Source organism: Staphylococcus rostri, from assembly GCF_002902145.1.
Taxonomy (GTDB): Bacteria; Bacillota; Bacilli; order Staphylococcales; family Staphylococcaceae; genus Staphylococcus; species Staphylococcus rostri.
This window is the reverse complement of sequence record NZ_PPRF01000002.1, coordinates 56,975-81,309: the sequence shown is the minus strand read 5'-3', so window position 1 is coordinate 81,309 and position 24,335 is coordinate 56,975. Positions and strand designations below refer to the sequence as shown.

The window sequence follows — 24,335 nt, the reverse complement described above, 5'->3', positions numbered from 1 at the left end:
TAAGTCATCGTGTCACGCTTTATTTGTTAGGCTTACCAACCTGTAAAATCTGATTTATCAATGTAACGTAAAGTGAAAACTAAATTAACAATCGCAAAAATAATACCGACACTGCCAATAATAAATAGCAATACTTGGCCACTCATTGATGTTGAAAATAATAATGGTGGACAAACAATTAATAGTAAGGCAATGACAATGACGTTAATAAATAATTTGTTATTCATAATGATGTTAGCCCCTTTGTAAAATAAAATATGTAGCTTCCCTTTTGTTTTATGACGAAAGTTTGTCTATATAAATTTTACAATAAACTAATTTTCAAATCAATATTAGGTGAATATTTTGAAATTCAATAAAAAACATAGCGCAACAACTTATTTATCAGTCGTTACGCCACATTTTCCATCATTGATTAAATAATCGCATCGGGTTCTTCTGGCAAGATTTGACCACCATCAATCACAAGGCTTTGACCCGTAATAAATTTTGCTGGTGGACTTGCGAAAAATGCCACCGCATAACCAATATCAAAAGGTTCTCCAAGTTCATGCGTTGGGATAATCTTGCGTGTCCCTTCTAAATATGCCTCGCCTTGTGCTTTTAAGCCATCTGTCAGGACATTACCTGGTTGCACCGCATTAATCGTGATGCCATATTTCGCATATTCTAACGCTGCACTACGCATAAAGCCGAGCTGTCCAGCCTTTGTTGCACCGTAATGCGCCCATCCAGGATAACCCGTAATTGGACCTGTCACAGAAGATGTTAATACCACACGTCCATAACCTTGCGCCTTCATCACCGCAAGAACCGCTTGTGTCACAAGGAATGTCCCTTTCAAGTTGATATTTTGAATATGATCCCAATCCGCTTCCGTCATCGTCTCAATAGAAATTTGCGGATAGACACCTGTATTCGCAGCCAAAATATCAATGCGTCCATGTTGCGCTACAATATCAGCGACAACCGCTTCTACACGCGTTTTATCCGTAACATCTAACTCATAGAAATGTCCTTGTACGTCATCTGCCGTTTGTTGTCCCGCGACCGTATCAATATCACCTACAATCACTTTTGCGCCTGCTTGCGCCAAGGCCTCCACAATGCCTTTACCAATACCATTGGCACCACCTGTTACCAATGCGATTTGACCTGATAAGTTAATCATAACAATTGCCACCTTTCTCTATTTTAAAACGCTTTCACTTATAGTATCCCCTATAATCAGGTGCGTTAGACAAGAAAATCGCAACAATTCTATGACAAATGCGGCTTTGACGATCGCTTCTGAGTAACCGTGTTTAATAAGATGTTAACCAGTTTAAATACATATATTCATTATTTTTAAATAACAACAAATTCATTATCTCGATATAATAATTAACGTCATCAACACCCTAACTGTTGAAGCCAGACACGTTAGAAGGTGATTCAAAATGAGTGTCATATCAGTTCTATACTCAACACTTGTTGCCCCAATCATTATCGGTATTGTACTCACGACTTACACACATTGGTTAGACAAGCGTAAGCGTTGATGACTGTCAAAAACCAATTACCAAAAAAGCGCCATCTACTATCGCAACTAGTAGGTGGCCCTTGGTGTTTCAATATGAATGTCAAATCACTCTTTACTCAACTTATTTACATTATATCTATATGGATAAAGATGTCAATAAACATAGCTATACCTATATAACCTCTCGCACCCTTCGCTATCCAACACTCTTTTATAAAATAACGTTAATTAGATTTTCTTATAGTTGCTGCATCTAATTCGTTGAGCCATATAATAGTTAATGGAGAGGATTTCTACTCAAGAAGGCCTCTCCATTTCAATTATTGCTCTACTTTTTGTTTGCCTGAACCACGTTCGTTCACAAACTGTTTGTTGTAGTAGTTACTGTTCACGCTAATTTCATGATCAAACTTCTTGATACCGTCACGTTCAATCAATGTTGGCGTATCTGAGAATAAGTCTGTTCCTAGACCTAAGCGATCACCCTTAATTTCTACGCCCATGCTCGATAAAATTGTTGGAAACATATCTAACGGCGCAAACTTACGATTCTGCACTTTCTCTGGTTCTTTGGCAGGGTTCAGAATCAAGTTAAAGATGTCACGTTTATAGTTTGGAGCGAAGTTTTTAAAGAACTTTTTATCCATGCTGAGATGGTCACCCGTGATAACAATCGTTGTATCTTCATAAAACGGTTGCTGTTGGATCCAACGTACGAATTCGACCGCTTCTGATGTTGAATATGCAATTACGTTCGCATACTGATTATCACGTGGCGTTGGCGTGTTTTTAGACACATAACCATCTGGGAAATGCGTGTCTGCTGTTTCCATTGTAAAGTTGAATGGCTTACCTGTTTGTGACAAACGTGTAATTTCTTGTTTTGCGAAGTCATACAGCTTGTCATCTTCAAATCCCCACCATACTTTGTAATCTTTTGGAATATAGCCGTTCGCTTGCGCATACTTCCAATCCCAAATATTGAAGTTTCCGTGTGATTTGAAATACGTTGTTAAACCACCGAAGTCCGCATCGGCACCGAACATAATTGTTTGTTCATAGCCTTCTTCCTGTAAAATATCTCCGAGACCACGTGCACCTGGCAAGAAGTAACCCGACTTACCATAGCTGTTACCGTTCATTGGAATTTTAAGTGGAATACCCATGCCCATATTGATCATACCTGCAACTGACCAACTTGAACCATAAGTTTGATATGGACCACCGAATGGGTCTTTTGTATCAGAGAAATGCACGCCTTCTTTTGATAATGCGGTTAACTCAGGCATTAAGTTTTCGTGCATATAGCCGCCCAAATCCTTCGATAAATACGAGTTCTCGACAGATTCTAAATAAATGTGTACCAAGTTACGTTTCTTTTCTGGGAATTGGTACTGTTTTGTCGTTGGTGCGACATAGTTTTGTTTAATATATTGTGAATCTTTCGCGTATGCCTCATATACTTCTGGCAGGCGTAATTTTTTAGAACCGTATGTAACACCTGACACGAGTACCGCAAAAGCAATTAGAAGCAATAATGATTTACCGACTGTGCGTTTGAGTAGCGTGCGATGCTTCTGCCAAACGATATCGTAACGGTTATACACCACTAAAATAACTATTGGTATCGCAAAAAACAATGACTTTAGAATTGGTGTGCGAAAGATTTCTGCCACCATACCGTCTGACGTCCCTTTAATTGGCGACTTGAGGTTGAATAGAAATTGTTCTGGTGTGATGTTACCAAAATAATCAATAAACCAGTCTGCAAAAAATACGACGAGTAGTCCGATAATCGTAAAAAGTAAGATGACTACTTTAACGAGTACATCAAGCCATCTACGCTTTACAGTTGTTTCACGGAATTGAACAAGTGTTTGGCGTTGTAATAAATATTTGATGCCGATCCAAACGAGACCTATGGCAAGCGCAACACCTAAATAATAGACTGCAAATACTGTTTTATAAGTCGCAGCTTCCACACTATCTGGGCGCCCTAATACGATGACGAACAAGCCAAGTGTGAAAACATTAATTACAACAGTATAAAATAATGCTTTTCTGCTCAAACGACCAATCGTCTGTGTGCGTTTCATAAATACACTATCAAGCACTGTGCATAAGACACCTACTAAAAGATAAATGAGCCATTGCATTTTCTGTTAATACCTCCATGTTATCGAATATAATCCTTTTATATTTTACACTGTAATACAACAGATTGTCATGCTATTTCTGGCGTATCTTCGTGAACAATCGGTGTCCATTTAATTGCTTAAAATTACTTTAACAATAAAGTGCTTAACATTATGCTCCAAGAAAAGAAAACGGTTGCAAAAATCGCGGGCCGACGCTATACTAATTTACAAGAAAACATAATTGCTTTTTAAATCAAATTCACTTTAGTACGTTTATACAACTTCTATTTATCTTCTAACTTGGGTGGCTACTACCCTTTGAGCAGTTCGTTAAGTTATCACTTCTGTATTTTAATGTCACCAAACATTTTTATCACTCATACGATCCTTTGTGATATACCCAAAAGTTGAAAATACTCATGAGACATCACGTGCACTGTCTTTGTATACGTTTGGCAGTAGCTGTATGACGATGTATAGCTTACATCTGTCATTAGTACATTAGGGAGGTCTTACTAACCCTCAATAAAAGTAGTAAAGCTATCATGATTCTGTATATGTTATAACGACAGCCACGCAAAATCTGGGGAACTTTGCGTTGATATTATATCGCTATTTTGGAGAGCGTAGTGGTATGACAACATCATGATTTCAACATATCTATCCATTACAATGATAGTACTTCGAGACTGGACATTATTTTTTATGCGTAATAGTATGCCAACCTCGCAAGTCCCTGTCGCATTCGCACATCGAAAATATACTCAAATATGAATAACCGATCACAGTAAAAGGCATGTGACAAGATCATCTTCCATGATGTATCTTTGTTCACATGCCTTTTTATATGTTATGCGCTTAACGCTGTTTCAAGTGCTTGATCACTGTCAATATCTGGGCGCACTGGGTCATTTTCATAATAGACGCCTGTTCGGTCTTTAATTTTATAATTGGTAATATTCATTTCTGTTCCGTCAAAGAAACGAATGGTCGTATTTGCGGTTGTATAGGTCGCACTGTTTTTACCGATAAACTGCGTGTGCGGGCGCCCTTTGAACGCGAGTGCTGTGATTTCACCTGAACTTGCGGTTTTCTTACCGATTAACACATCAACAGGTGTTGTTAAGTCTTTCTTGCCTGCTTTGACTTGTACATCTGTCCCACCGCCTGTTACTTTGCCGTCTTTCAATGTGGCATCAAAGTGATTACCGTCTCGATCAATCCATGACATCAGTGTACCATCAGGAATAATCTTAGATAGGCCGGCAATCATCGGTCCCATATCACCACCGTCATTGTCCTGTAAATTGACAATCACACGTTTATAATCGTGCTTTTCTAACGCATCATTCAGTGTCGTCGCGTAACGTTTCGCCTCTTTTTCACTACCAATAAAGCCTGGTAAGTCTAGTACAAGTGTCTGTCCGTGCATTTTACTCGTCGGATACACTACCTCGTACTTATCATCGTGTTGTTCACGCGCTGTTTGAAGGAATGAATGTTTTCCACCTGCAACTTTTAATGCTTTTTCCAACGCATCGTGTGTCTCGTCATACGATTTTGCGCCTGATGTTGCTTTATAAGCTTCTGCTTTGGCACGTTCCCATTTGTCACCTTGTGCATAGAGACCTTGATGCTCCATCTGTGTTAGCGCAATTTTGACATATTCTTTCGTCGATGGTTTCGTAACATAAAGGTTATAATATGGGCCATATGTTTTGAGTAAAAAGAACAGTGTCACAGCTAAAACAGCAAAAACCCCGATAACCCACAACAGTATCTTTTTCATCTTCAACGCTCCTTGTGTAACTATTATCGGTTCAATTATATCACGCTTCACACACGTAATATGGTTCAATATTTAAATCATTATAGCGCTGTTTGAAAGCATCCGCGTCCTCTGGATGATCAAACAACAAAAAAACACCTATGACGGGCATTCACGCCTGTCATAGATGCTTATCATGAATTAGTGTGCTAACATTTCGTCTTTTACTTCTTCTTTAGAAAGGTCAGCTGGGTAATATGTTGGCCAGTTGTCTAATTCTTTTAAGACTTTGTCACGGTCGTTACCCATAAAGATATGGTAGTGACCTGTTTTCACTGGTGCGATGTTGTGGTCGCTAAACTGTACGTATTTCGGTAAGTCTTTAGAACCTTCACCGTCTAATTTGAATGTGTAACGCACACCACGGTTTCCACCTTCGTATTGTAAGATGTCTTTACCATCATATTTGTAAGTACCTGTCATAGACTTACCATTTTTTGTAAATGTAATGCTGTCATCTGTGATTTTAATTTTTTCGATATCTGTTTTGTAACCTGTGTCGTAATATGCTTTATATTCTTTCGCTGACTTGTCGCCTTTTTCTTCAGCTTTATGTTCAAACACTTCGTCTAATGTACCATCTTTCAATAATGGGTACACTGATTGCCAATCACCTGCATAGTCAGATAATGTACGGTCTTTGACTTGGCTATCTTTGAAGTAACCATCTTGAATGGCTTTTGAATGTTTGTCTGCCGCTTTGTCATCTTCAACTTTAATTTTGTCGTTCAGTGCTTTTTCAATGTTTTTGATGTTTTCTTCCATTAATGATTGATATGTCGCATCTTTCGCTTGGTCTTTAGATACGGCTTCCATGTTGTTGAATTTCAATGGTTTCGCATCTGTTTCTTTACGAATCGTATCTGTGACTTTATTCGCAACGTTTTCTTCGTATAAGATGTATTTCGCACCTGTGTCGTTAATCTCTTCAACGATTTTTGTTAATTCTTGTTGTGATGGGTCTTCCGCATTTAAGCTTTGAACACCTTTTTGAACGAAACCGTAGCGATCTGCTAAGTAACCAAGAGATTCATGTGAGACGAATACCGCATGACCTTGATGATCTTTTGTCGCTTGTTTCATTTTGTCGTCAAGTTGATCTAAGTCTTTTAATAACTTGTCTGCGTTCTCTTTGTATTCTTTTTTATGCTCTGGATCGCGCTTGCTTAAGTCGTCACGAATCGCTTTTACAAATTCCTCATCCATGTTTGGATCTAACCATACGTGTGGATCGTAACCACCATGGTGATGATGTTCATGTTCTTCTGACTCGTGGTCGTGACCTTCCGCTTCATGATCATGATCTTCCCCTTCATGCTCATGTTCGTGTTGGTCTGTTAATAGTTCTGACTTATCAAGTTTATCCTCTAATGATAACTTGTGGTCATCTTTTTTGATTGCGCCTGCTACTTTTTTCGCAACAGGGTCTAAGTTATCGCCTGTGTATACGAACACGTCTGACTTACTCGCATCAATAATATCTTTTTGTGACGGCTCGAAGCTATGCAGGTCCGCACCTTTAGGGTAAATTGAATCTACTTCAACGTGCTTCCCACCAATTTGTTTCACGAAAGATTGAAGTGGATAAACCGTTGTTGTTACTTTCAACTTATCGCCTGAAGCAGCTTTATTATCATCTGATTGCCCGCATGCCACTAACAAAGTGCTTGCTAATGCTGCCGTAGCTACTACTTTTAAACTTTTCTTCATTTATAGGACGCCTTCCTTCAAATAGTAATCATTACGATTAGAATTATACATGAGACGCTACAAATGTGCAATGACGTTTTTTATTTTTTAGGTTGCGGTCAAATTCTGCTTTGCGTGACACCGTTTACTGACTTCCCAGTGTCCAAATTAATAATGGCTCACCTAAAAAACGACAGTAGCTGTCTGACGTTGACGCACTACTGCCGAATGTCTATTAAATTGCCGCAAATCCTCGTTCTAAGTCGGCAATAATATCATCTATATGTTCGAGTCCGATTGATAGGCGAATGGTTTCTGGTTCAATGCCTGCCGCACGTTGCTCTTCCTCAGTTAACTGTTGATGTGTTGTCGATGCTGGATGGATGACGAGTGATTTCGCATCCCCAACATTGGCTAATAATGAAAAGAGTGATAAGCCTTCGATAAATTTTTTGCCCGCTTCATAGCCGCCTTTGACACCAAATGTAAAGATAGCACTCGCACCTTTTGGTAAATAGCGTTGCTTGTTTTCATAATATGGGCTTGACGGTAAGCCTGCATATTTTACCCATGCAACTTGTTCATGTTGTTCTAAATAACGCGCCACTTTTTCAGCATTTTCCACGTGGCGTTCCACACGCAATGATAATGTTTCTAATCCTTGTGTTAATAAAAATGCATTAAATGGCGACAATGCAGCGCCGGTATCTCTTAACAATGTTGTACGGATTTTAAAAGCTAATGCTGCTGGTCCGAACGCTTCATGGAACACTAATCCATGGTAGGAAGCATCCGGTTCACTCAAGCCTGGGAACTTACCGTTACCCCAGTCAAAGTTACCACCATCGACAATCACACCACCCATTGATGTTCCGTGTCCACCGATAAATTTCGTTGCCGAGTGCACGACAATGTTCGCGCCATGGTCAATTGGACGGAATAAATACGGTGTCGCAAACGTGTTGTCCACGATAAGCACAATGCCTTCCTGTTTTGTCAGTGCTGAGATTGCATCAAAGTCATCAATATTCCCTTCAGGATTACCAATTGTCTCAATAAATACCCCTTTCGTATTCGGGCGGATAGCTGCTTGAATACTATCAATCGTTGACGTATCGACTAACGTCACCTCAATACCAAACTTCGGCAATGTATGCGTCAATAACGTATGTGTACCACCGTAAAGTTTGTCACTTGCGATAATGTGATCTCCCTGTTGCGCAACCGCTTGAATCGCATACGTAATCGCCGCCATACCTGATGCAACGGCAACACCTGCGACACCTCCTTCTAGTTCTGCAACACGTGTTTCTAGAACAGCCGTTGTCGGATTCGTCAGTCGCGTATAAATATTGCCGAGTTCTTCTAAGCCAAATAAGCTCGCCGCATATGCGGTATCATCAAATGTAAAAGACGTCGTTTGATAAATCGGCAATGCGCGTGATTTTGATACCGCATCTACTTCTTGTCCTGCGTGCAATTGTAACGTTTCAAATTTGTATGATTCTGTCATGATTTTTACCCCCTATAATTAAAAAAGCGCCACAAATATCTCAATGAATATCAAGATTCTGTGTACGCTTCTAAATAAATGACAACTTATCTCTCAGGTTCATCTCACCTGCAGGAATTAGCACCTAACTCAATAGGTTGCCTGGTTTCATCGGGCCTGTCCCTTCACCAATCTTGATAAGAAATAATTCGTTATATGCAGTTGTTAAAATAGTATTGTTATCATATATCAGAAAATTCCGACAGTCAAGAGGTTTTTCTTTAATTCCGATAAAAATATTCAACTTTTATAACCGGTGGCATTCGATGTGCTTATTCCACATAAATTGCTTGTGCGACCGAGTGTGTTCGCATATAGGTTGGCATATGAATAACCCGCTGATTGAGTGAGCCGCGATAAGCGAGATTCGGTCGATACAATTTTTGAACAAACATACCGTCTACCAACATATCAATGTCTTGTAACACTGCCTTGCGTTCATCCGTCTGACGCCATAAATATTCTAACTGATAGCCCGTCCACACCCAAATATCTTTCGTACGTCCAAAGTGCTGACGGAATGCACGGATAAGCGGGATGACGACGGCTAAGTTACAAAAAGGTTCGCCACCTAAAATGCTGAGCCCTGAAATATAAGACGGTTCGCATGCGGTTATCACTTCGTCAATCATCGCATCACTAAATGGTTCGCCATAACGAAAGTGCTGTGCTGCGACGTTATAACACCCTGGGCAACGAAATGGACATCCCGACACGTAAAGACTGCAACGCACACCTTCTCCATCAACAAAGCTGTGCGTTTCAATCTTAGCGACATAGCCAGCTCCCCGTATCACTTGTGCAGTTGTCACGACTTTGGCACCTTCATATGTTTCACACGCGCACAAATCTCTTTATGGCGCCCTTCAATCGTTGGACGTTGCACGGGATTACCGAGATAACCACACGTACGCTTCACAACATCTACCGTCTCAGGATTTTGGTTGCCACAGTTCGGACAACGATAACCTGTTTCTGTCGTATCGAAGTCACCCTCAAAGCCACAGTCGTAACAATGATCAATCGGAATATTCGTTCCCAAATAACTCACGCGATCATAGGCATAATCCCACACCGCTTCTAACGCTTTTTTGTTATGGTCTAACTTCGGATACTCGCAATAATGAATGTAACCACCGCTGGCATAGTGCGGGTAGTCTTGTTCAAAGTCTAACTTCTCAAATGGCGTCACATCTTTACGCACATCATAATGGAAGGAGTTTTGATAATAACCCTTGTCCGTCACATCTGGCACAGAACCAAACTGCTCGTAATCCAAGCGACAAAAACGATCTGTCAACGACTCACTTGGCGTACTATAAATGCTAAACCATACATCATGTTCATCCGTCCAAGCATATTGATAGTCACGCATCGCTTTTAAAATATCAATGGTAAACGCCTTGGCTTCAGGATTCGTTTCCCAATTCGGTCCATAGAACACCGTCGCCACTTCATAGAGTCCAATATATCCCATTGAAATTGTCGCACGTTGATGATCGAATAAAGTAAACACGTCATCTTGTTCTTGTAAACGATATTTAAACGCACCATGTTTGTATAAAATTGGCGCATTATTAGGCTCAGCTTGTTTCACACGTTCGATTCGGAAAGCTAATGCATCATGTAAGACATCCATACGTTTCTCAAAAATTGACCAAAATCGTGATTGGTCGCCTTTAGATTCCAACGCAATACGCGGTAAATTCAACGTGACAACCCCTAAGTTACAGCGCCCACCATTTTCATATTCGCCTTGCGCATTTTGCCAGGCAGGTAGAAATGAACGACATCCCATCGGCGCTTTAAAATCTCCTAACAGTTCCACCGTCTTGTCATAGTTTAAAATATCCGGATACATGCGCTTCATCGAACATTCCAACGCTAATTGTTTCACATCGTAGTTCGGATCTGTCGGCGCAAAGTTCACACCTTTCTTAATTGAAAACACGAGTTTTGGGAAAATAGCTGTCACGCGGTCCTTTCCTAACCCTTTAATACGTGTTTGTAAAATGGCCTGTTGAATTTTACGACTCATCTCATCCGTACCAAGTCCAAAGCCAAATGTCACAAAAGGTGTTTGACCGTTTGAGGTATACAACGTGTTCACTTCATATTCTAAGCTCTCAATTGCCGCAAAAATATCTTGTGTTACTTGTTCATCTACATAGCGTTCAATATCTTCAGCGCTGACGTACTTTTCCGCGACAGCACGATGTTTACGTTCATTATGTATAGCATATGTACTTAATACTTCATCAATGCGATCAATTGTACAGCCACCATATTGACTGCTTGATACGTTAGCAATCATTTGTACTAACTGTGCAGCAGCTGTTTGAATCGATTTCGGCGACGTTACATGCGCATTGCCGATTTGAAAACCTTGTGCCAACATCCCTTCAGCATCAATTAAGCAACAATTCGTTAACGGTTGAAATGGATGATAATCCAAATCATGAAAGTGAATATCGCCCGATTGATGTGCCACCGCAACGTGTTCTGGTAAAAGATGTTGTAAACCATACGACTTAGATACAACCCCTGCCGTTAGGTCACGCATCGTTGCGAATGTCTGACTATCTTTATTGGCGTTTTCATTCACAATTGTTGGATCCTTCGTCATCAACCCATGTAGATCTCTTTCTAATTGTGTCATACACCCACGCTTCTTTCTATATATAGTGTCTGATATTCATTTTAGGCACTATATATAGTATTTTCAACTCACAACAAAGGCGTTAACCGATTTGTCATTTCTTTAAGAACGTTATGTGAACTTTCCATATGGCACAATTTTTTACATATTGATACATGGTGGTGGGACACCCTTTATCGGTTTCCCAGTGCTTAAATTTATTGTGTCCCAGCCCCGTCGTCCCACCCCGGCAAGGCTGACTAGGTATGAAATCTCATATTTAAAATGATTATTCTTGTTAATGTCCACTCCCCTATAAGCACGGCAAAAAGGACAATGCGTCTCACTCAACAAAACGCATTGCCCTTTTTCAATTCCACCACTAATGTATCAAACCAGCGAGTGACAGTCCGTAATAAATAAGGAACATCTTTTTACTGAACTTCACTAGATACAAAATTACAATGATCAACGTTGTAATAAACATTGCTGACTTATATTTTTTCTTTTCTTTCTTCTCTTCTTGCTCGCCATTTTCTAAATACGCTAATAACTCTGCTTCGATTTCTTTGTTAATCTCCGCATTGGGATCTTCGTGTTTTTCTTCGACGACATCTTCTCGTTTTACTTTTTCTTCTGTCATCTGTCAAACTCCTTATTACGCTTTTTTAAATACATGTTGATATTGAACGTAACCTGATAAGTAATGCTCAATATCATCGATTCGTACACGGTAGCCATGGTGTTTAATGAAGAAACTATTCAATACACGGCTTGGCTTTTTGAAATACATGACAATCTCTGGATAGAAGAAGCCTGTACGCTCGTAATCTGCACGTGTATGAATCGTATCTAAGAACTTCTCTTCGTCTAATAGTTCATCCACTAAGTGCTGATAGCCTGATGTTTTTGCTTTTTCAACTAAGTGATACGTTGCCATTAACATCTCTAAGAACGTTGGGAAGGTTGTCTCCCTTTGTTTCATATAGTCTAAATATGAACTTACGTTGTTAATACCAAATCTGAAGTATTTCTCTTCTGGTACGACTTGCACAAGTTCATTTGTACAATAACCGAGCCAGTGGTCATGATACTTCCAATAATCATTTTTAATGAAGTGTTCAAAAAGTGTTTGAACCGTTTTAAGCCAGCGTTCATCATTGTCTTGTTGATACAGACGTAATAAACCTAATGCAGCCTCACCATCATAGTACACGATTCGGAACTTTTCTTTAACCGCAAAGTCTGGATAATTTAAAATATGTACGGTTTCACCCGTCTCAGGATTGATCATCTTCAAAATACCTTCCGCAACACCTTGTGCATGCTTCAAGTATTCTTTATTTTGACCGCCATGTTTCAAATATTCACAAACTGTAAAAATAAATGCCGCGTTTTGACCGAGTTTGATCTCGTTAATATTTTCCGTATCATCAAACACAAACTTCGCACCCGTGTCATCTGTCGCAATATAGTTATCAATGACATATTCAATCGCGCGCTCAGCTGGTGTTAAGTCTTTTCCTAAATAAGATAATCCCTCAATTAAAGAATACGTAGATGATGAGTGACGCAACATATTATAGAAGTTAATCGTATTGTCGAAATGTGGGAAGTAACCATAGATATAGCGACCATTCGGCTGCAACATACCTTCTAAAAACGACGTACTATGCGCAATTAAACGGTCCATTTCGACGTTCAAATCTTCCACGATACGCAAGTTCTTTTGGTAGCCTTTGCTGTGAAGTTTGAACACACCTTCGCCATCGAAAATAAAGCCTTGCGTGTAGAACTTTGTGACTGTTTGTCCTTTGTACGCAGCAGTGCTGAACTTTCTACGATGACTCGTATATTTTTTCAAATAGTTGTTCACATTCTCTTCTGATAGGTAAAACTCTTTCGTTCCTTTTCTTGGACGTACAAACGCATTCGCATTAATCTCTTCCGGTAAGAAAGTTAAATGCCAATTTTTATCCATTGCGACACCAAAGTCTACATAGTTACGACGTGTTTTGACGAGTGTATCTGCAATATTATCGAATAACACGGATTCTGTCTCTGTGACAATATCCACCTTAATCCATTCTGGAAATTTTCCAACTTTCTCTCTGAACTTTTGGCAGAATTTATTAATATCTCTATCAAGATAGCGACGATTTTTAAAAAGACGTACTTGTGCTTTGCGGTCAGGAACCCCCAAGCTAATGAAAACATAGTCATATGTCAGCGCCTCTTGTTCAATCATCTCCACAAGTTCTTGAATATTATTTTCTAAAGCCATACTTTTTCTCCTTTAAGTCTCATTTACTATACTTTACAAGTATTTTCGCATTTCTGCAATCCTTAATAGAAAGAGTGAGACACCAAAATGCCTCACTCTTAATTGTAATACTTCATAACAAACGATGAAAGCCAATGATTATGATTGAATTCCTACACCCATGATATGCACCCTTATATCACGGTGTACACATTGGATATTTCGATATTGTATACAAGTATTAACTGTTATTTATTTTTTCTACGACGTGAGCCTACTAAGAATAGAGAACCTACAGCCGCAAACAATGTGCCAAATAATGTGCCGTTTGCATTGTCTGCACCTGTTTCAGGTAATGCATCGCCATGTGAATCTTTATCATGGTCAGCATCTGCGTCAGAGTCGTTATCAGAATCCGAGTCGCTGTCTGAGTCTGAATCGCTGTCTGAGTCGGAATCGCTGTCTGAATCCGAATCACTGTCTGAGTCTGAGTCGCTATCTGAGTCGGAATCACTATCTGAATCCGAGTCGCTGTCTGAGTCTGAATCGCTGTCTGAGTCTGAGTCGCTGTCTGAGTCGGAATCGCTATCTGAATCCGAGTCGCTGTCTGAGTCTGAATCGCTGTCTGAGTCAGAATCGCTGTCTGAGTCAGAATCACTATCTGAGTCCGAGTCACTATCTGAGTCGGAATCGCTGTCCGAATCTGAGTCACTATCTGAGTCTGAATCGCTGTCCGAATCTGAGTCGCTGTCTGAATCCGAGTCGCTGTCCGAATCCGAGTCGCTGTCTGAATCGGAGTCGCTATCTGAGTCGGAATCGCTGTCTGAATCTGAGTCGCTGTCTGAGTCGGAATCACTATCTGAATCCGAATCGCTGTCCGAATCTGAGTCACTGTCTGAGTCTGAGTCGCTGTCCGAATCCGAATCGCTGTCTGAGTCGGAATCCGAGTCACTGTCTGAGTCTGAGTCGCTGTCCGAATCCGAATCGCTGTCTGAGTCGGAATCCGAGTCGCTGTCCGAATCGGAGTCGCTGTCTGAGTCGGAATCACTGTCCGAATCTGAGTCGCTGTCTGAATCGGAATCACTGTCTGAGTCGCTATCTGAATCGGAGTCACTATCTGAGTCCGAGTCACTGTCTGAGTCTGAATCACTGTCTGAATCCGAGTCGCTGTCTGAGTCAGAATCGCTATCTGAGTCTGAGTCGCTGTCTGAGTCTGAGTCGCTGTCCGAATCTGAGTCACTGTCTGAGTCAGAATCGCTATCTGAGTCTGAGTCGCTATCTGAATCCGAATCGCTGTCTGAATCCGAGTCGCTGTCTGAGTCAGAATCGCTATCTGAATCTGAGTCACTATCTGAGTCAGAATCGCTATCTGAATCCGAGTCGCTGTCTGAATCCGAGTCGCTGTCTGAGTCAGAATCGCTGTCTGAGTCGGAATCGCTGTCTGAGTCTGAGTCACTATCTGAATCCGAGTCGCTATCTGAATCCGAGTCGCTGTCTGAATCCGAGTCGCTGTCTGAATCCGAGTCGCTGTCTGAGTCTGAGTCGCTATCTGAATCCGAGTCGCTGTCTGAATCTGAGTCACTGTCTGAGTCTGAGTCGCTATCTGAGTCGGAATCACTATCTGAGTCGGAATCACTATCTGAGTCGGAATCGCTATCTGAATCCGAGTCGCTGTCTGAATCTGAGTCACTGTCTGAGTCGGAATCGCTGTCTGAGTCAGAATCACTATCTGAGTCCGAGTCACTATCTGAGTCGGAATCGCTGTCTGAGTCAGAATCGCTATCTGAGTCTGAGTCACTGTCTGAGTCTGAGTCACTGTCTGAGTCGGAATCGCTATCTGAATCTGAGTCGCTGTCTGAGTCGGAATCGCTGTCTGAGTCAGAATCACTATCTGAATCCGAGTCGCTGTCTGAGTCGGAATCGCTATCTGAGTCGGAATCGCTGTCCGAGTCTGAGTCAGAATCGCTGTCTGAATCCGAGTCGCTGTCTGAGTCAGAATCGCTGTCCGAATCGGAATCACTATCCGAGTCTGAGTCAGAGTCGCTATCCGCATCTGCGTCAGCATCCGCGTCTGAATCTTCTTTATAGAATCCTGAGTCGATAGACATGTCGTCTTCTTCAAGGTCTACTTCTACTGTTAGACCGTCTGAATCTTTTTCATCGTTAGTACCTTGGTCTACGCTTGTTGGTGTGTAACCGTCTGGCGTACCAAATTCTACCGTGTAATGTCCTGGATCTAACTCTTCAAAAATGTAGTTACCATTTTCATCTGTTGTTGTACGATCGATTTCTTCACCACGGTCGTTTTTCAAGATAACTGTTACGCCCGAGATACCACGTTCATCAATATCTTGGATACCGTCTTTATCTGTATCTTCCCATACATAGTCACCAAGACGTAGCTTAGGCTCTTTATAGAAACCAGAGTCAATTGTTAAGTCATCTGCTTGTAAATCAACATCAACGATAAGACCATCCGAGTCTTTCGCGTCATTACCACCTTTATCAACGCCTGTTGGTGTATAACCTGCAGGTGTTTCAAATTCTACTGTGTAATAACCTTTCTCCAACTCTTCAAAGATATATTTACCGTTTTGATCTGTTGTTGTACGGTCGATTTCTTCGCCATTTTCATTTTTCAAGATAACTCTAACGCCTGCGATACCACGTTCATTCGCATCTTGTGCGCCGTCTCTATTAGTATCTTCCCATACGTAGTCACCTAAACGTACTTTTGGCTCTCTATGTTGGTTACCATCTGCGTTACCTGAACCTGCGTAGATAAAGTTTTCATTATCCCAGTAGAAAGTACTTCTCTCACCTGAGTAACGTGCTTCTGTTTCCATTTTCACGCGTGTTTTTACGTTTTCGCCATTGTCTACATAATGACCATCAACTGTAACAATATATGTTTTATTGATGTTACCGAAGTCGATACCTACTGAGTTGTCATTGTTAAATGTTACGTAAGGCATTACATCATTTGTTACATCGATTAAGTTCGAATCATTCGGATTAACGAAGTAACTGTCCGTGATACGGTTTTTATCTCTTACTTCATAGATTTTCAATTTCGTTTGATCTGCATTAATCACTGTCGCACTTGTGTTTTGATCATCTTGATAACCTTGAATTGTAACGTATGAATTTGTTAAATCACGACCCATTGGGTTTACGTATACTGTTTGATGATATTCATTTTTCGGTGAAGGTACATCAATTTCTGTAATTGTCGATGTGATATTTGCACCGTAATAAACATCATGTCCTTGTGCTGGATTACCGTAATCGATTTCTACAGTGCCACGATAGTGCTCGCCTGACATATCAAAGTCAACATTGTAGCGACCATTTTTTGGTGAATTTTGACGGTCAGCAAAAATTGGTAATGTAAATTGACCAGATACGTCATCTTTATCATTTACATAATCTGTGAAGATATAAGTACCAACTTTACTTTCAGTGTCATAATAACCTGTCGCAACAATTTCACCTGTTCTGCTATATAAATCAGGTAATACATATGTGTTATCAACGTTTGAGTAGTCAATGTCACCATCTAAACTCAAGTTATGCGGTACAACAAATGTAAAGTAGTCATTTTCACGAACCATACCTTCTACTCTAAATGCACCACTGAAATCAATAGACTCACCACGGTTTGGATAGAAAGGTCTATTTTCAATTTTAAAGCCATCCATTACAACGGCGCTGTTTACTAAACGTCCTGATGCTGTATTATCGCCTGCTGCACGGAAAGATGTACCATGTGGAATTGCTTCACCATTTGCAGTTCGTACTGTTGCTTTTGGTGTCGCTACTGGTTTTACAACCGCTTCTGTTGTCGGTTCAACCGCCTCTTTCGATGTTGCTTCTTGTTTTGCTGGCTCAGCCACTTCTGTTGTTGGTTCAACGCTCTCTTTTTCTGTTACTTCTTTCTCTGCAACTGGTGTCTCTGTCTCAGTCGCTTCAGTTGGTGCTACTTCTTCTTTGTTTGGTGTTTCTGTTTCAACAGCCGTCTCTGTTTCTTTATATGTTGTTACAGGTGTATTTGTTGCTTCTTCCGTTGTTGTTTCATTTTCTACTGCTGGTTCTGCTACAGGTTCATCCGCTTGTGCATCCCCTACATCTTGTGCCGTTGGATTCGCACCATTCGCAACTTCATCTGCTTTAGCTTCATCACCTAAGCCGAATAATAAAGTTGCCCCCACTAAAATAGATGCTGTTCCTACTGTGAATTTTCTAATCGAATACTTATTCAACCTGTTAGGCAAGAAATCAAGTCTATGACTACCAGGTTTCTTCTTTTGTGTCATTATTACATTCCTCCCACTTTACTCGTAAACTAAGTTGCCAAACAAAGGTATTGTCCAACAACTTATCGTTTTTGATAATGCCAAAAGAAGTAATAAAAAACTATTACTTTATAAAATTATTAAAGTCGCAAAGAGAGCCGTACACGATATAAAAACACATAAATAAAACAAGCATATAACGTTCAATACTTGTTCTGACTGAATCATATATTTAGTAACTTATATTACTTGATAACAGACTATATAAAATATGAATTAAAGTTTAGAGCTTTTGCACGAAAGAAAAAATGCGTTTATTTATTATTATTTTCAAAGAATATTTCAATCATCAAAAAGTTGGAAATGTATTTGTTGTACGCACTCAAAACTATTACCATATATCTAAAAGCCTAGGAAAAGCGTCCAAAAATCATTATAAACGCAAAAAAGAAGCTTCTCATGCTTTCATGAGAAACTTCTTTTTTGCGTTCTGGAATCATCCAGTTCTTTTTATCTATTAGTCTTGGATTTTACTTATAATGGCGGAGGAAGAGGGATTCGAACCCCCGCGAGCCGTTAAGCCCCTGTCGGTTTTCAAGACCGATCCCTTCAGCCGGACTTGGGTATTCCTCCATGTCGTCGAACACAATAACTATAATATTATAGCTTGGGATTAATGTCAACAATATTTTCAAAAAAATTTCATAAACGATTAAAAACAGGCGCTGGAACGTTAATAGAGACATTCCATTTAAGTTTGCGTATTTGTAAATGGCAGTAACTTACTGTCATGAAAATACGCTTTTACAAGCTTTTTCGTGCCTAGTCAGCCTTGCCGGGGCACTACTACGAAATCTTTGTTAACACATGAGATTTCTGTAGTGCTCCCTTCCATTTGATATTCATCGCTCACTAAGATACGCTTATTTTATTCATTGGTCATCATCAAAGGAGCGAAGTCATTTGATTCAGCGATTATTACATAAACCGTGGCGTATCGCCATTACACTTTGTACTGTTTTTGCCATTGCGATGATTGTATTCACACGTTACAACGCTATGTTCTATCACACACCTATTGGCGAAGTTACGCAAGTCGTCGCACATCACAGCAAACACACGATAGACGAACAACATAACAAAGACATTCACTATACGGACAAGCTATCTATCAAACTCTTAAACACATCTCAACAAGGCAAGACGGTCCAAGTAGAACATCAATATAATGGTTCTCATACCGAGGCTCAACCGTACCACAAAGGTGATCGTTTATTGTTGCATGTCAATCCGTCTAATGGGGACACATATATTGTAGAGAAAAAGCGCGATACACTGGTAGTAACCGTTCTGAGCGTATTCCTACTGTCGCTACTTATTATCGGTGAGCGCATCGGCTTACAATCGATTGTGTCACTGCTTATGAACACTGTTGCCATTTTAGTGGCGGTATGGTTATACAATCAGCACCCTAACTTGAATCTATTCTTACTGATGAGTGTTGCGGTAGTACTTGCAACTATACTGACATTAACACTCGTCATTGGCTGGCAATCTCGAACAATCGTTACTGTTATTGCAACGCTACTCGGTACATTTATTTGCGTTGGTATCGCTTGGCTCGTTATTACCTTAGCCAACAGCCAAGGCATTAAGTACGAAACGATGAGTTTCTTAACCGTACAGCCGAAAATGATTTTCTTAACATCTGTACTTGTTGGTACACTTGGCGCTGTGATGGACGTCGCGATTACAATATCAAGTGGTATGTATGAAATCTTACAACGTACACCAACGATTCGTATGCAACGATGGATTAAAGCCGGTCAAAACATCGGCAAGGATATTATGGGCACAATGACCAACATTTTACTATTTTCTTATTTAGCTGGTGGTCTACCTATGCTGTTGCTGTTTTTAAAAAATGGCAACACACTCACATACAGTATTTCGATGAATTGGTCGCTCGAAATATGTCGCGCCATTACAGGTGGTATCGGCATTGTCTTAACCGTGCCACTCACCATTCTCTTAATGCGCATTTGGTATCAATGGAAAGGAGGACGTGCACAATGAACGCACTTTTAATACTGACACTCATTTTATTTGTATTGATGTGGTTGTTAGGCGGCAAAACTGGCGTCGTCTCCTTTCTGACGTTATTTCTGAATTTCATCATTTTATTTATAACCGTACTCTTTATTGTTTTTGGTGCATCTATTTACGTGATGAGCTTGATCTTTAGCTTACTAATCGCGGCAGTGAACCTGTTCTTACTTAACAGTTTTAACATCAAAACGATTGCAGCATTTATTGCCAGCCTTGCAACGACATTACTTATGCTTGGCGCGATTTACTGTTCTGTGCACTTTGGTCACTTACAAGGCTTTACACCTGAAGAACAAGACGAAACCTATGTATTTTCATTAAATATCGGCATCGACATGACACAGTTTATGATTTTTACCGTAATTTTAGCTGTGATTGCTGCTGTGATTGACTTAGCCATTACAATAAGCTCGCCTGTTTATGAGTTACATGTAACGAATCCTACTCTGACACAGCGCCAACTTTTTGTATCAGGTATGCGTGTCGGGAGAGAAATCTTGGCAACTTCTGCTAATACGATTTATCTGGCATTTTTAGGAGGGTCTTTAACCTTACTTTTCTGGTTTTTCAACCTTGATTACAGTTTCGGGCACCTAATCAACGCCAAACTCTTTACGCAGGAAGTGGTTACGATTGCTTTAGGTGGTATTGCGATTGCTTTATGTATTCCGATGACTGCTTTTGTCACAGCTTGGTTACTCAAACATCCAACGCAATTACCGTTCATCAATAACGACACACCTACTACATCTGCACAAAATCCCGAGCAATAAATATATTATCTTAAAATAACATAATACGTGTCGCTATATATGGTTGACACGTATTTTTATGTACCCAACAACCTTCAATCCCACCTCTAAAACACTTTAAAAACTTGACATTATATTTAATTTGCACTCACAACCTATCTTTCTCAACATTATCGAGAAAACCTAAGTTCTGGTAGGATAATTTTTTAGAAAAGTAGTATTAGGATATTTACAATGAATTAATTGTGATATAATTCATAAGTGAATGATTTATATTAATAGGAGTAACAAAAATTATGTTATCAATCAAACAAATCAATACGATTCTTAACGGCAGAACCGTTAATGTAGATGAGCACAACGAAAACAACATGATCAATGACTTTGAAACCATTTTCCACTACGTCAATTCAAAACAAACTGCTTATTTTTCACCTAACAAAGAAACTTGGGCACGCTTTTTAGGACGTGGTAAAGGTGCGGCTGACGGCAACGACATGATTAAACGTGACCAAGAAGACATCGGTCTTATTATTACCGAAAAGGAAGTAGAAGGTCTCAAATATCCAATTCCACAGATTATCATTGAAGACTCTGTTGCATCGATTAAAAAATTAGCGATTCATATTCGTAATCAATACACAAACCCACTCATTGCGATTACAGGTTCAATGGGAAAAAGTTCGACACGAATGATTACGACATCGTTATTACAAGATTACGATGTGCTAGAAAACCGTGGAAACAACAATGTTCGTGGTTCAATTTATGGCATTATGCTAAAACTCATAAAGAATCCAGACTTTGCGGTAGTCGAAACATCATTGAATGCGGTCAATTATATTGAAGATACTTCTGTCAACTTACGCCCTGATGTCGCAATTGTGACAGGTATTGGCGCGGCACACTTCTCTTCATTTAAAAGTATTGAAGAAATTGCTAAAATCAAATCACGTATTTTCAACGGCCTTTCCGAAGACGGTGTTGCGATTATTAATGGCGATACGCTATTTGTAGATATTCTTAAAGAACAAGCGGCAAAACATACGCAAAATGTTCTTACATACTCAATCGCCACTTCTTCAGATGCCGACTTAACACCGGAATTTATTCAGTATCAAAAAGGGGCCGTGCGTTTCGGAATCCAAGAGCACAACACACTTCAAACGTATCAGCTCAATACGATTAGCTCAGGTATGATTTCAAACACACTTGCGGCACTACTGGCATTGAAAAAGCTCAATGTGACGATTAACGCAGATCATTTAAAAGATTTCCAACCGTTCACGAAAATATTGAATATGAAGCCAATCCAAACGCCACATCATCAATTAACGCTAATTGACGATACGCATAACGCTTCTTTACCAGCAATGATCAATGCGATTAAAGCATTCGATACACAGACGCGTTTCTTTAAAGGAAATAAAATCATTGCGCTCGGTCAAATTAGCGACTTAGGTGACAAAGCGCGTGACGTGCACCAAGAGCTCGTGCCAGTGTTATCCGAATCAAACGCAGACTATATTCTGTGTCTAGACAATGACTTACGCCCAGTCGTGAACAATGTGAAAAACAAACATATTTCTTGGTACGCCAGCAAAGAAATGATGTTCAACGACTTGAGATTCTTATGTAATGAAGATTCCGTGACATTGATGAAATCTTCAAGTGGTGGCACTGAATTCCCAGAAGTTGCACGTAAACTACCACACGTCTTATCAGCAAACCATATGCAATATAAACATGATGATTTGTTCGATGAAATGCGTCGTATCGGTCAAAGTTATTTAATCGTCGACAATGAGACGTTAGAAATTGACAGAGCCGTAAACCCTCGCCTTTCTATGACTGTCGATGGCTTAGGACCACTTATTTTCTATATGTATGCCATGGATGAAAAAGTAGCAGATACGTCACGTCCATTAAAAGAATGGGGAACAAATAATAAAACATTTTATACAGGTAGACCGATGACAACTTATGAATTATTAGCGCAGGTTACTAATAACCCGCATCCATCTGTGTTATATGAATTGTCAGATCGCCTGTTTAAAAACTTTGCGAATCGTAAGCAATATACACGTTCAGTTATTGAAAAATATGACCTAGATCCTTGTGTAACGATTAATCTTACAGGCCGTTTTATGAGAAAAGAACGCCAAAGTTATTCTGTTCGTGATTTGTATAAAATATTCACGGACTATCATCACGATCTATTCCGTTTTGGTAATACCTTTATCATTGGTGGCGACTATAAGAGCGGCTATATGAAGGGGCGCGATAAAACGATTATCTTCACATCGTATCAAGACCCAGAAAGACTTAAAGGACTTATTAAGTTTTAAATAAAGAAAAGCACCCGACACAATGACGTGTTAGGGTGCTTCTTCGTGTTAATTATTGTTCAGTTGTACGATCTTTATAATTAATCACAATGACATCGCCTGGGAAGAAAGATACTTGCGTTGTTTCTGTATCGTAAAAGGCTTCTTTGTTTACATGTGCTTTAATGTCTTTTTCGTTATCTTTCACTTTGTCGACGAACAAGACTAAATCAACAAGCTTGCCATCCTTATCAAAGCCGAAAACGACATCGTTCTTTTCATAAAGGGTAATTCCGTTCTCATCACCGACAACTTTTAAATCTTTGCCAAGCACTTTGTCAGCATCTGCTTTTGTTGATTTTCCAACTTGTAAGCCTTCATATTTAAAATTATCTGCTGCTAATGCTTGATAGAAATATTTATCTTTCAATGCATCATTGTCTTTATGGTTGAACACACCTTTATAACTATAATGCGCTTTTTGCGGTGCTTTCTCCGTATGTGCTTTCTGTGGCGCTGCATCTGCGACAGACACACCACCGAGCAGTAATCCCGCTGAAACACCTGTTGCTACTAAAGCTTTCACATATTTGTTCATTGCATTCACTCCTCGTATTGTATTGGATACGTTGTTATTTTAAGTGCCTGATTCAGCACATATTCACTTGGCTTTTGCAATAACGACACATGACGGTACCCTGCTATATTTCAATAGTAACAAACTCCCGACGGTAATACATCTTTTAGCCCTTTTCTTACATAATCTTTAACATTTTTCGTTATAAATCGTCATCAGCGCATCATTTTTTTACGTATCTATGTGTACAACATCAAAAAAAGGATATATATTATACTGTACCAACAATATAGCACGTATAAGGAGTGACTTCATTATGGCTAAAAAGTCAAATAAAGGATTAAGTGTATTATCTACATTATTATCTGGTACAACAATTGCAATTGACGGTTACAATCATTACGTATACCGTTCAAAAAACAAAAAGCTAAGCTATCTTTCATTAGGTCTTGGCGCAGCAGACATGGTGTTAGATTTCTACCTATCATTAGGTGCGAAAAGTAAGTTTGTAAAAGTATGGTCATTATTCTCACTTGGCCGTCAACTACGTTCGCAAGCATCAAAGTTTAAAGCCATTCAAAATCAATAACGTATGTAAAAAAGCAGTAAATCTCTTCTCACACGAGGGATTTACTGCTTTTTGTA

17 protein-coding genes, 1 tRNA gene and 1 riboswitch are annotated in these 24,335 nt (G+C 39.7%); of the genes, 5 read left to right on the top strand and 13 right to left on the bottom strand.

Annotated elements, in window-relative coordinates:
- Positions 1-32 precede the first annotated feature (32 nt).
- Together CD122_RS00345 and fabG are read right to left on the bottom strand one after the other, a co-directional pair.
- Positions 33-227 (bottom strand): hypothetical protein, encoded by a 195-nt coding sequence (locus CD122_RS00345; RefSeq protein ID WP_103357039.1) that lies wholly within the window; start codon positions 225-227, stop codon positions 33-35.
- 188 nt (positions 228-415) lie between these two features.
- On the bottom strand, positions 416-1,171 hold the full coding sequence (fabG, locus tag CD122_RS00340) for a 3-oxoacyl-ACP reductase FabG (protein ID WP_103357038.1): 756 nt from the start codon (positions 1,169-1,171) through the stop codon (positions 416-418).
- 268 nt (positions 1,172-1,439) lie between these two features.
- Between fabG and CD122_RS11720 the strand changes: the two genes are divergently transcribed.
- The gene (locus CD122_RS11720; protein ID WP_142381162.1) at positions 1,440-1,541 is read left to right on the top strand and encodes a type I toxin-antitoxin system Fst family toxin; all 102 of its coding nucleotides are present in this window, start codon (positions 1,440-1,442) and stop codon (positions 1,539-1,541) included.
- A gap of 301 nt (positions 1,542-1,842) precedes the next feature.
- Here CD122_RS11720 and CD122_RS00335 read toward each other — a convergent pair whose 3' ends face one another.
- From CD122_RS00335 to CD122_RS00290, 10 genes are all read right to left on the bottom strand, one after another.
- Positions 1,843-3,678, bottom strand: a complete 1,836-nt coding sequence (locus tag CD122_RS00335) for an LTA synthase family protein (protein ID WP_103357037.1) — start codon at positions 3,676-3,678, stop codon at positions 1,843-1,845.
- An 832-nt stretch (positions 3,679-4,510) separates the two neighbouring features.
- Complete coding sequence (locus tag CD122_RS00330) at positions 4,511-5,449, bottom strand: S41 family peptidase (protein ID WP_103357036.1); 939 nt, start codon at positions 5,447-5,449, stop codon at positions 4,511-4,513.
- A gap of 180 nt (positions 5,450-5,629) precedes the next feature.
- The gene (gene adcA, locus CD122_RS00325) at positions 5,630-7,198 is read right to left on the bottom strand and encodes a zinc ABC transporter substrate-binding lipoprotein AdcA (RefSeq protein WP_103357035.1); all 1,569 of its coding nucleotides are present in this window, start codon (positions 7,196-7,198) and stop codon (positions 5,630-5,632) included.
- A 214-nt stretch (positions 7,199-7,412) separates the two neighbouring features.
- Entirely contained in the window at positions 7,413-8,690 is a 1,278-nt protein-coding gene (locus tag CD122_RS00320) for an O-acetylhomoserine aminocarboxypropyltransferase/cysteine synthase family protein (protein WP_103357034.1), read from the bottom strand.
- A gap of 83 nt (positions 8,691-8,773) precedes the next feature.
- Positions 8,774-8,873, bottom strand: a riboswitch (SAM riboswitch).
- 128 nt (positions 8,874-9,001) lie between these two features.
- Positions 9,002-9,541: an anaerobic ribonucleoside-triphosphate reductase activating protein gene (gene nrdG, locus CD122_RS00315; protein WP_103357033.1), complete on the bottom strand. Its 540-nt coding sequence runs from the start codon at positions 9,539-9,541 to the stop codon at positions 9,002-9,004.
- Entirely contained in the window at positions 9,538-11,388 is a 1,851-nt protein-coding gene (nrdD, locus tag CD122_RS00310) for an anaerobic ribonucleoside-triphosphate reductase (protein WP_103357032.1), read from the bottom strand. The genes nrdG and nrdD overlap by 4 nt, the downstream gene beginning before the upstream one ends.
- 361 nt (positions 11,389-11,749) lie before the next feature.
- A complete protein-coding gene (locus tag CD122_RS00305) occupies positions 11,750-12,010 on the bottom strand; it encodes a hypothetical protein (protein ID WP_103357031.1) in 261 nt (86 codons plus the stop codon).
- Between the two features lie 15 nt (positions 12,011-12,025).
- A complete protein-coding gene (locus CD122_RS00300) occupies positions 12,026-13,651 on the bottom strand; it encodes a poly(glycerol-phosphate) alpha-glucosyltransferase (RefSeq protein ID WP_103357030.1) in 1,626 nt (541 codons plus the stop codon).
- A 227-nt stretch (positions 13,652-13,878) separates the two neighbouring features.
- On the bottom strand, positions 13,879-17,946 hold the full coding sequence (locus CD122_RS00295) for an SdrD B-like domain-containing protein (RefSeq protein ID WP_103357029.1): 4,068 nt from the start codon (positions 17,944-17,946) through the stop codon (positions 13,879-13,881).
- A 519-nt stretch (positions 17,947-18,465) separates the two neighbouring features.
- Positions 18,466-18,558, bottom strand: a tRNA-Ser gene (locus CD122_RS00290).
- A gap of 333 nt (positions 18,559-18,891) precedes the next feature.
- On the opposite strand from CD122_RS00290, the gene CD122_RS00285 reads away from it, so the two are divergent.
- The 3 genes from CD122_RS00285 (at position 18,892) to CD122_RS00275 (ending at position 23,134) form a co-directional block, all read left to right on the top strand.
- Positions 18,892-20,001: a YibE/F family protein gene (locus CD122_RS00285; protein WP_420852949.1), complete on the top strand. Its 1,110-nt coding sequence runs from the start codon at positions 18,892-18,894 to the stop codon at positions 19,999-20,001.
- Positions 19,998-20,807, top strand: a complete 810-nt coding sequence (locus CD122_RS00280) for a YibE/F family protein (protein ID WP_103357028.1) — start codon at positions 19,998-20,000, stop codon at positions 20,805-20,807. Before CD122_RS00285 ends, CD122_RS00280 begins: the two co-directional genes overlap by 4 nt.
- Before the next feature lie 275 nt (positions 20,808-21,082).
- Positions 21,083-23,134: a Mur ligase family protein gene (locus CD122_RS00275; protein WP_103357027.1), complete on the top strand. Its 2,052-nt coding sequence runs from the start codon at positions 21,083-21,085 to the stop codon at positions 23,132-23,134.
- Positions 23,135-23,186: 52 nt separating this feature from the next.
- On the opposite strand, the gene isaB is transcribed toward CD122_RS00275, so the two are convergent.
- On the bottom strand, positions 23,187-23,711 hold the full coding sequence (gene isaB, locus CD122_RS00270; RefSeq protein WP_103357026.1) for an immunodominant staphylococcal antigen IsaB family protein: 525 nt from the start codon (positions 23,709-23,711) through the stop codon (positions 23,187-23,189).
- A 295-nt stretch (positions 23,712-24,006) separates the two neighbouring features.
- Here isaB and CD122_RS00265 point away from each other — a divergent pair, with 295 nt between their 5' ends.
- Positions 24,007-24,279 (top strand): hypothetical protein, encoded by a 273-nt coding sequence (locus CD122_RS00265; protein WP_103357025.1) that lies wholly within the window; start codon positions 24,007-24,009, stop codon positions 24,277-24,279.
- Positions 24,280-24,335 lie beyond the last annotated feature (56 nt).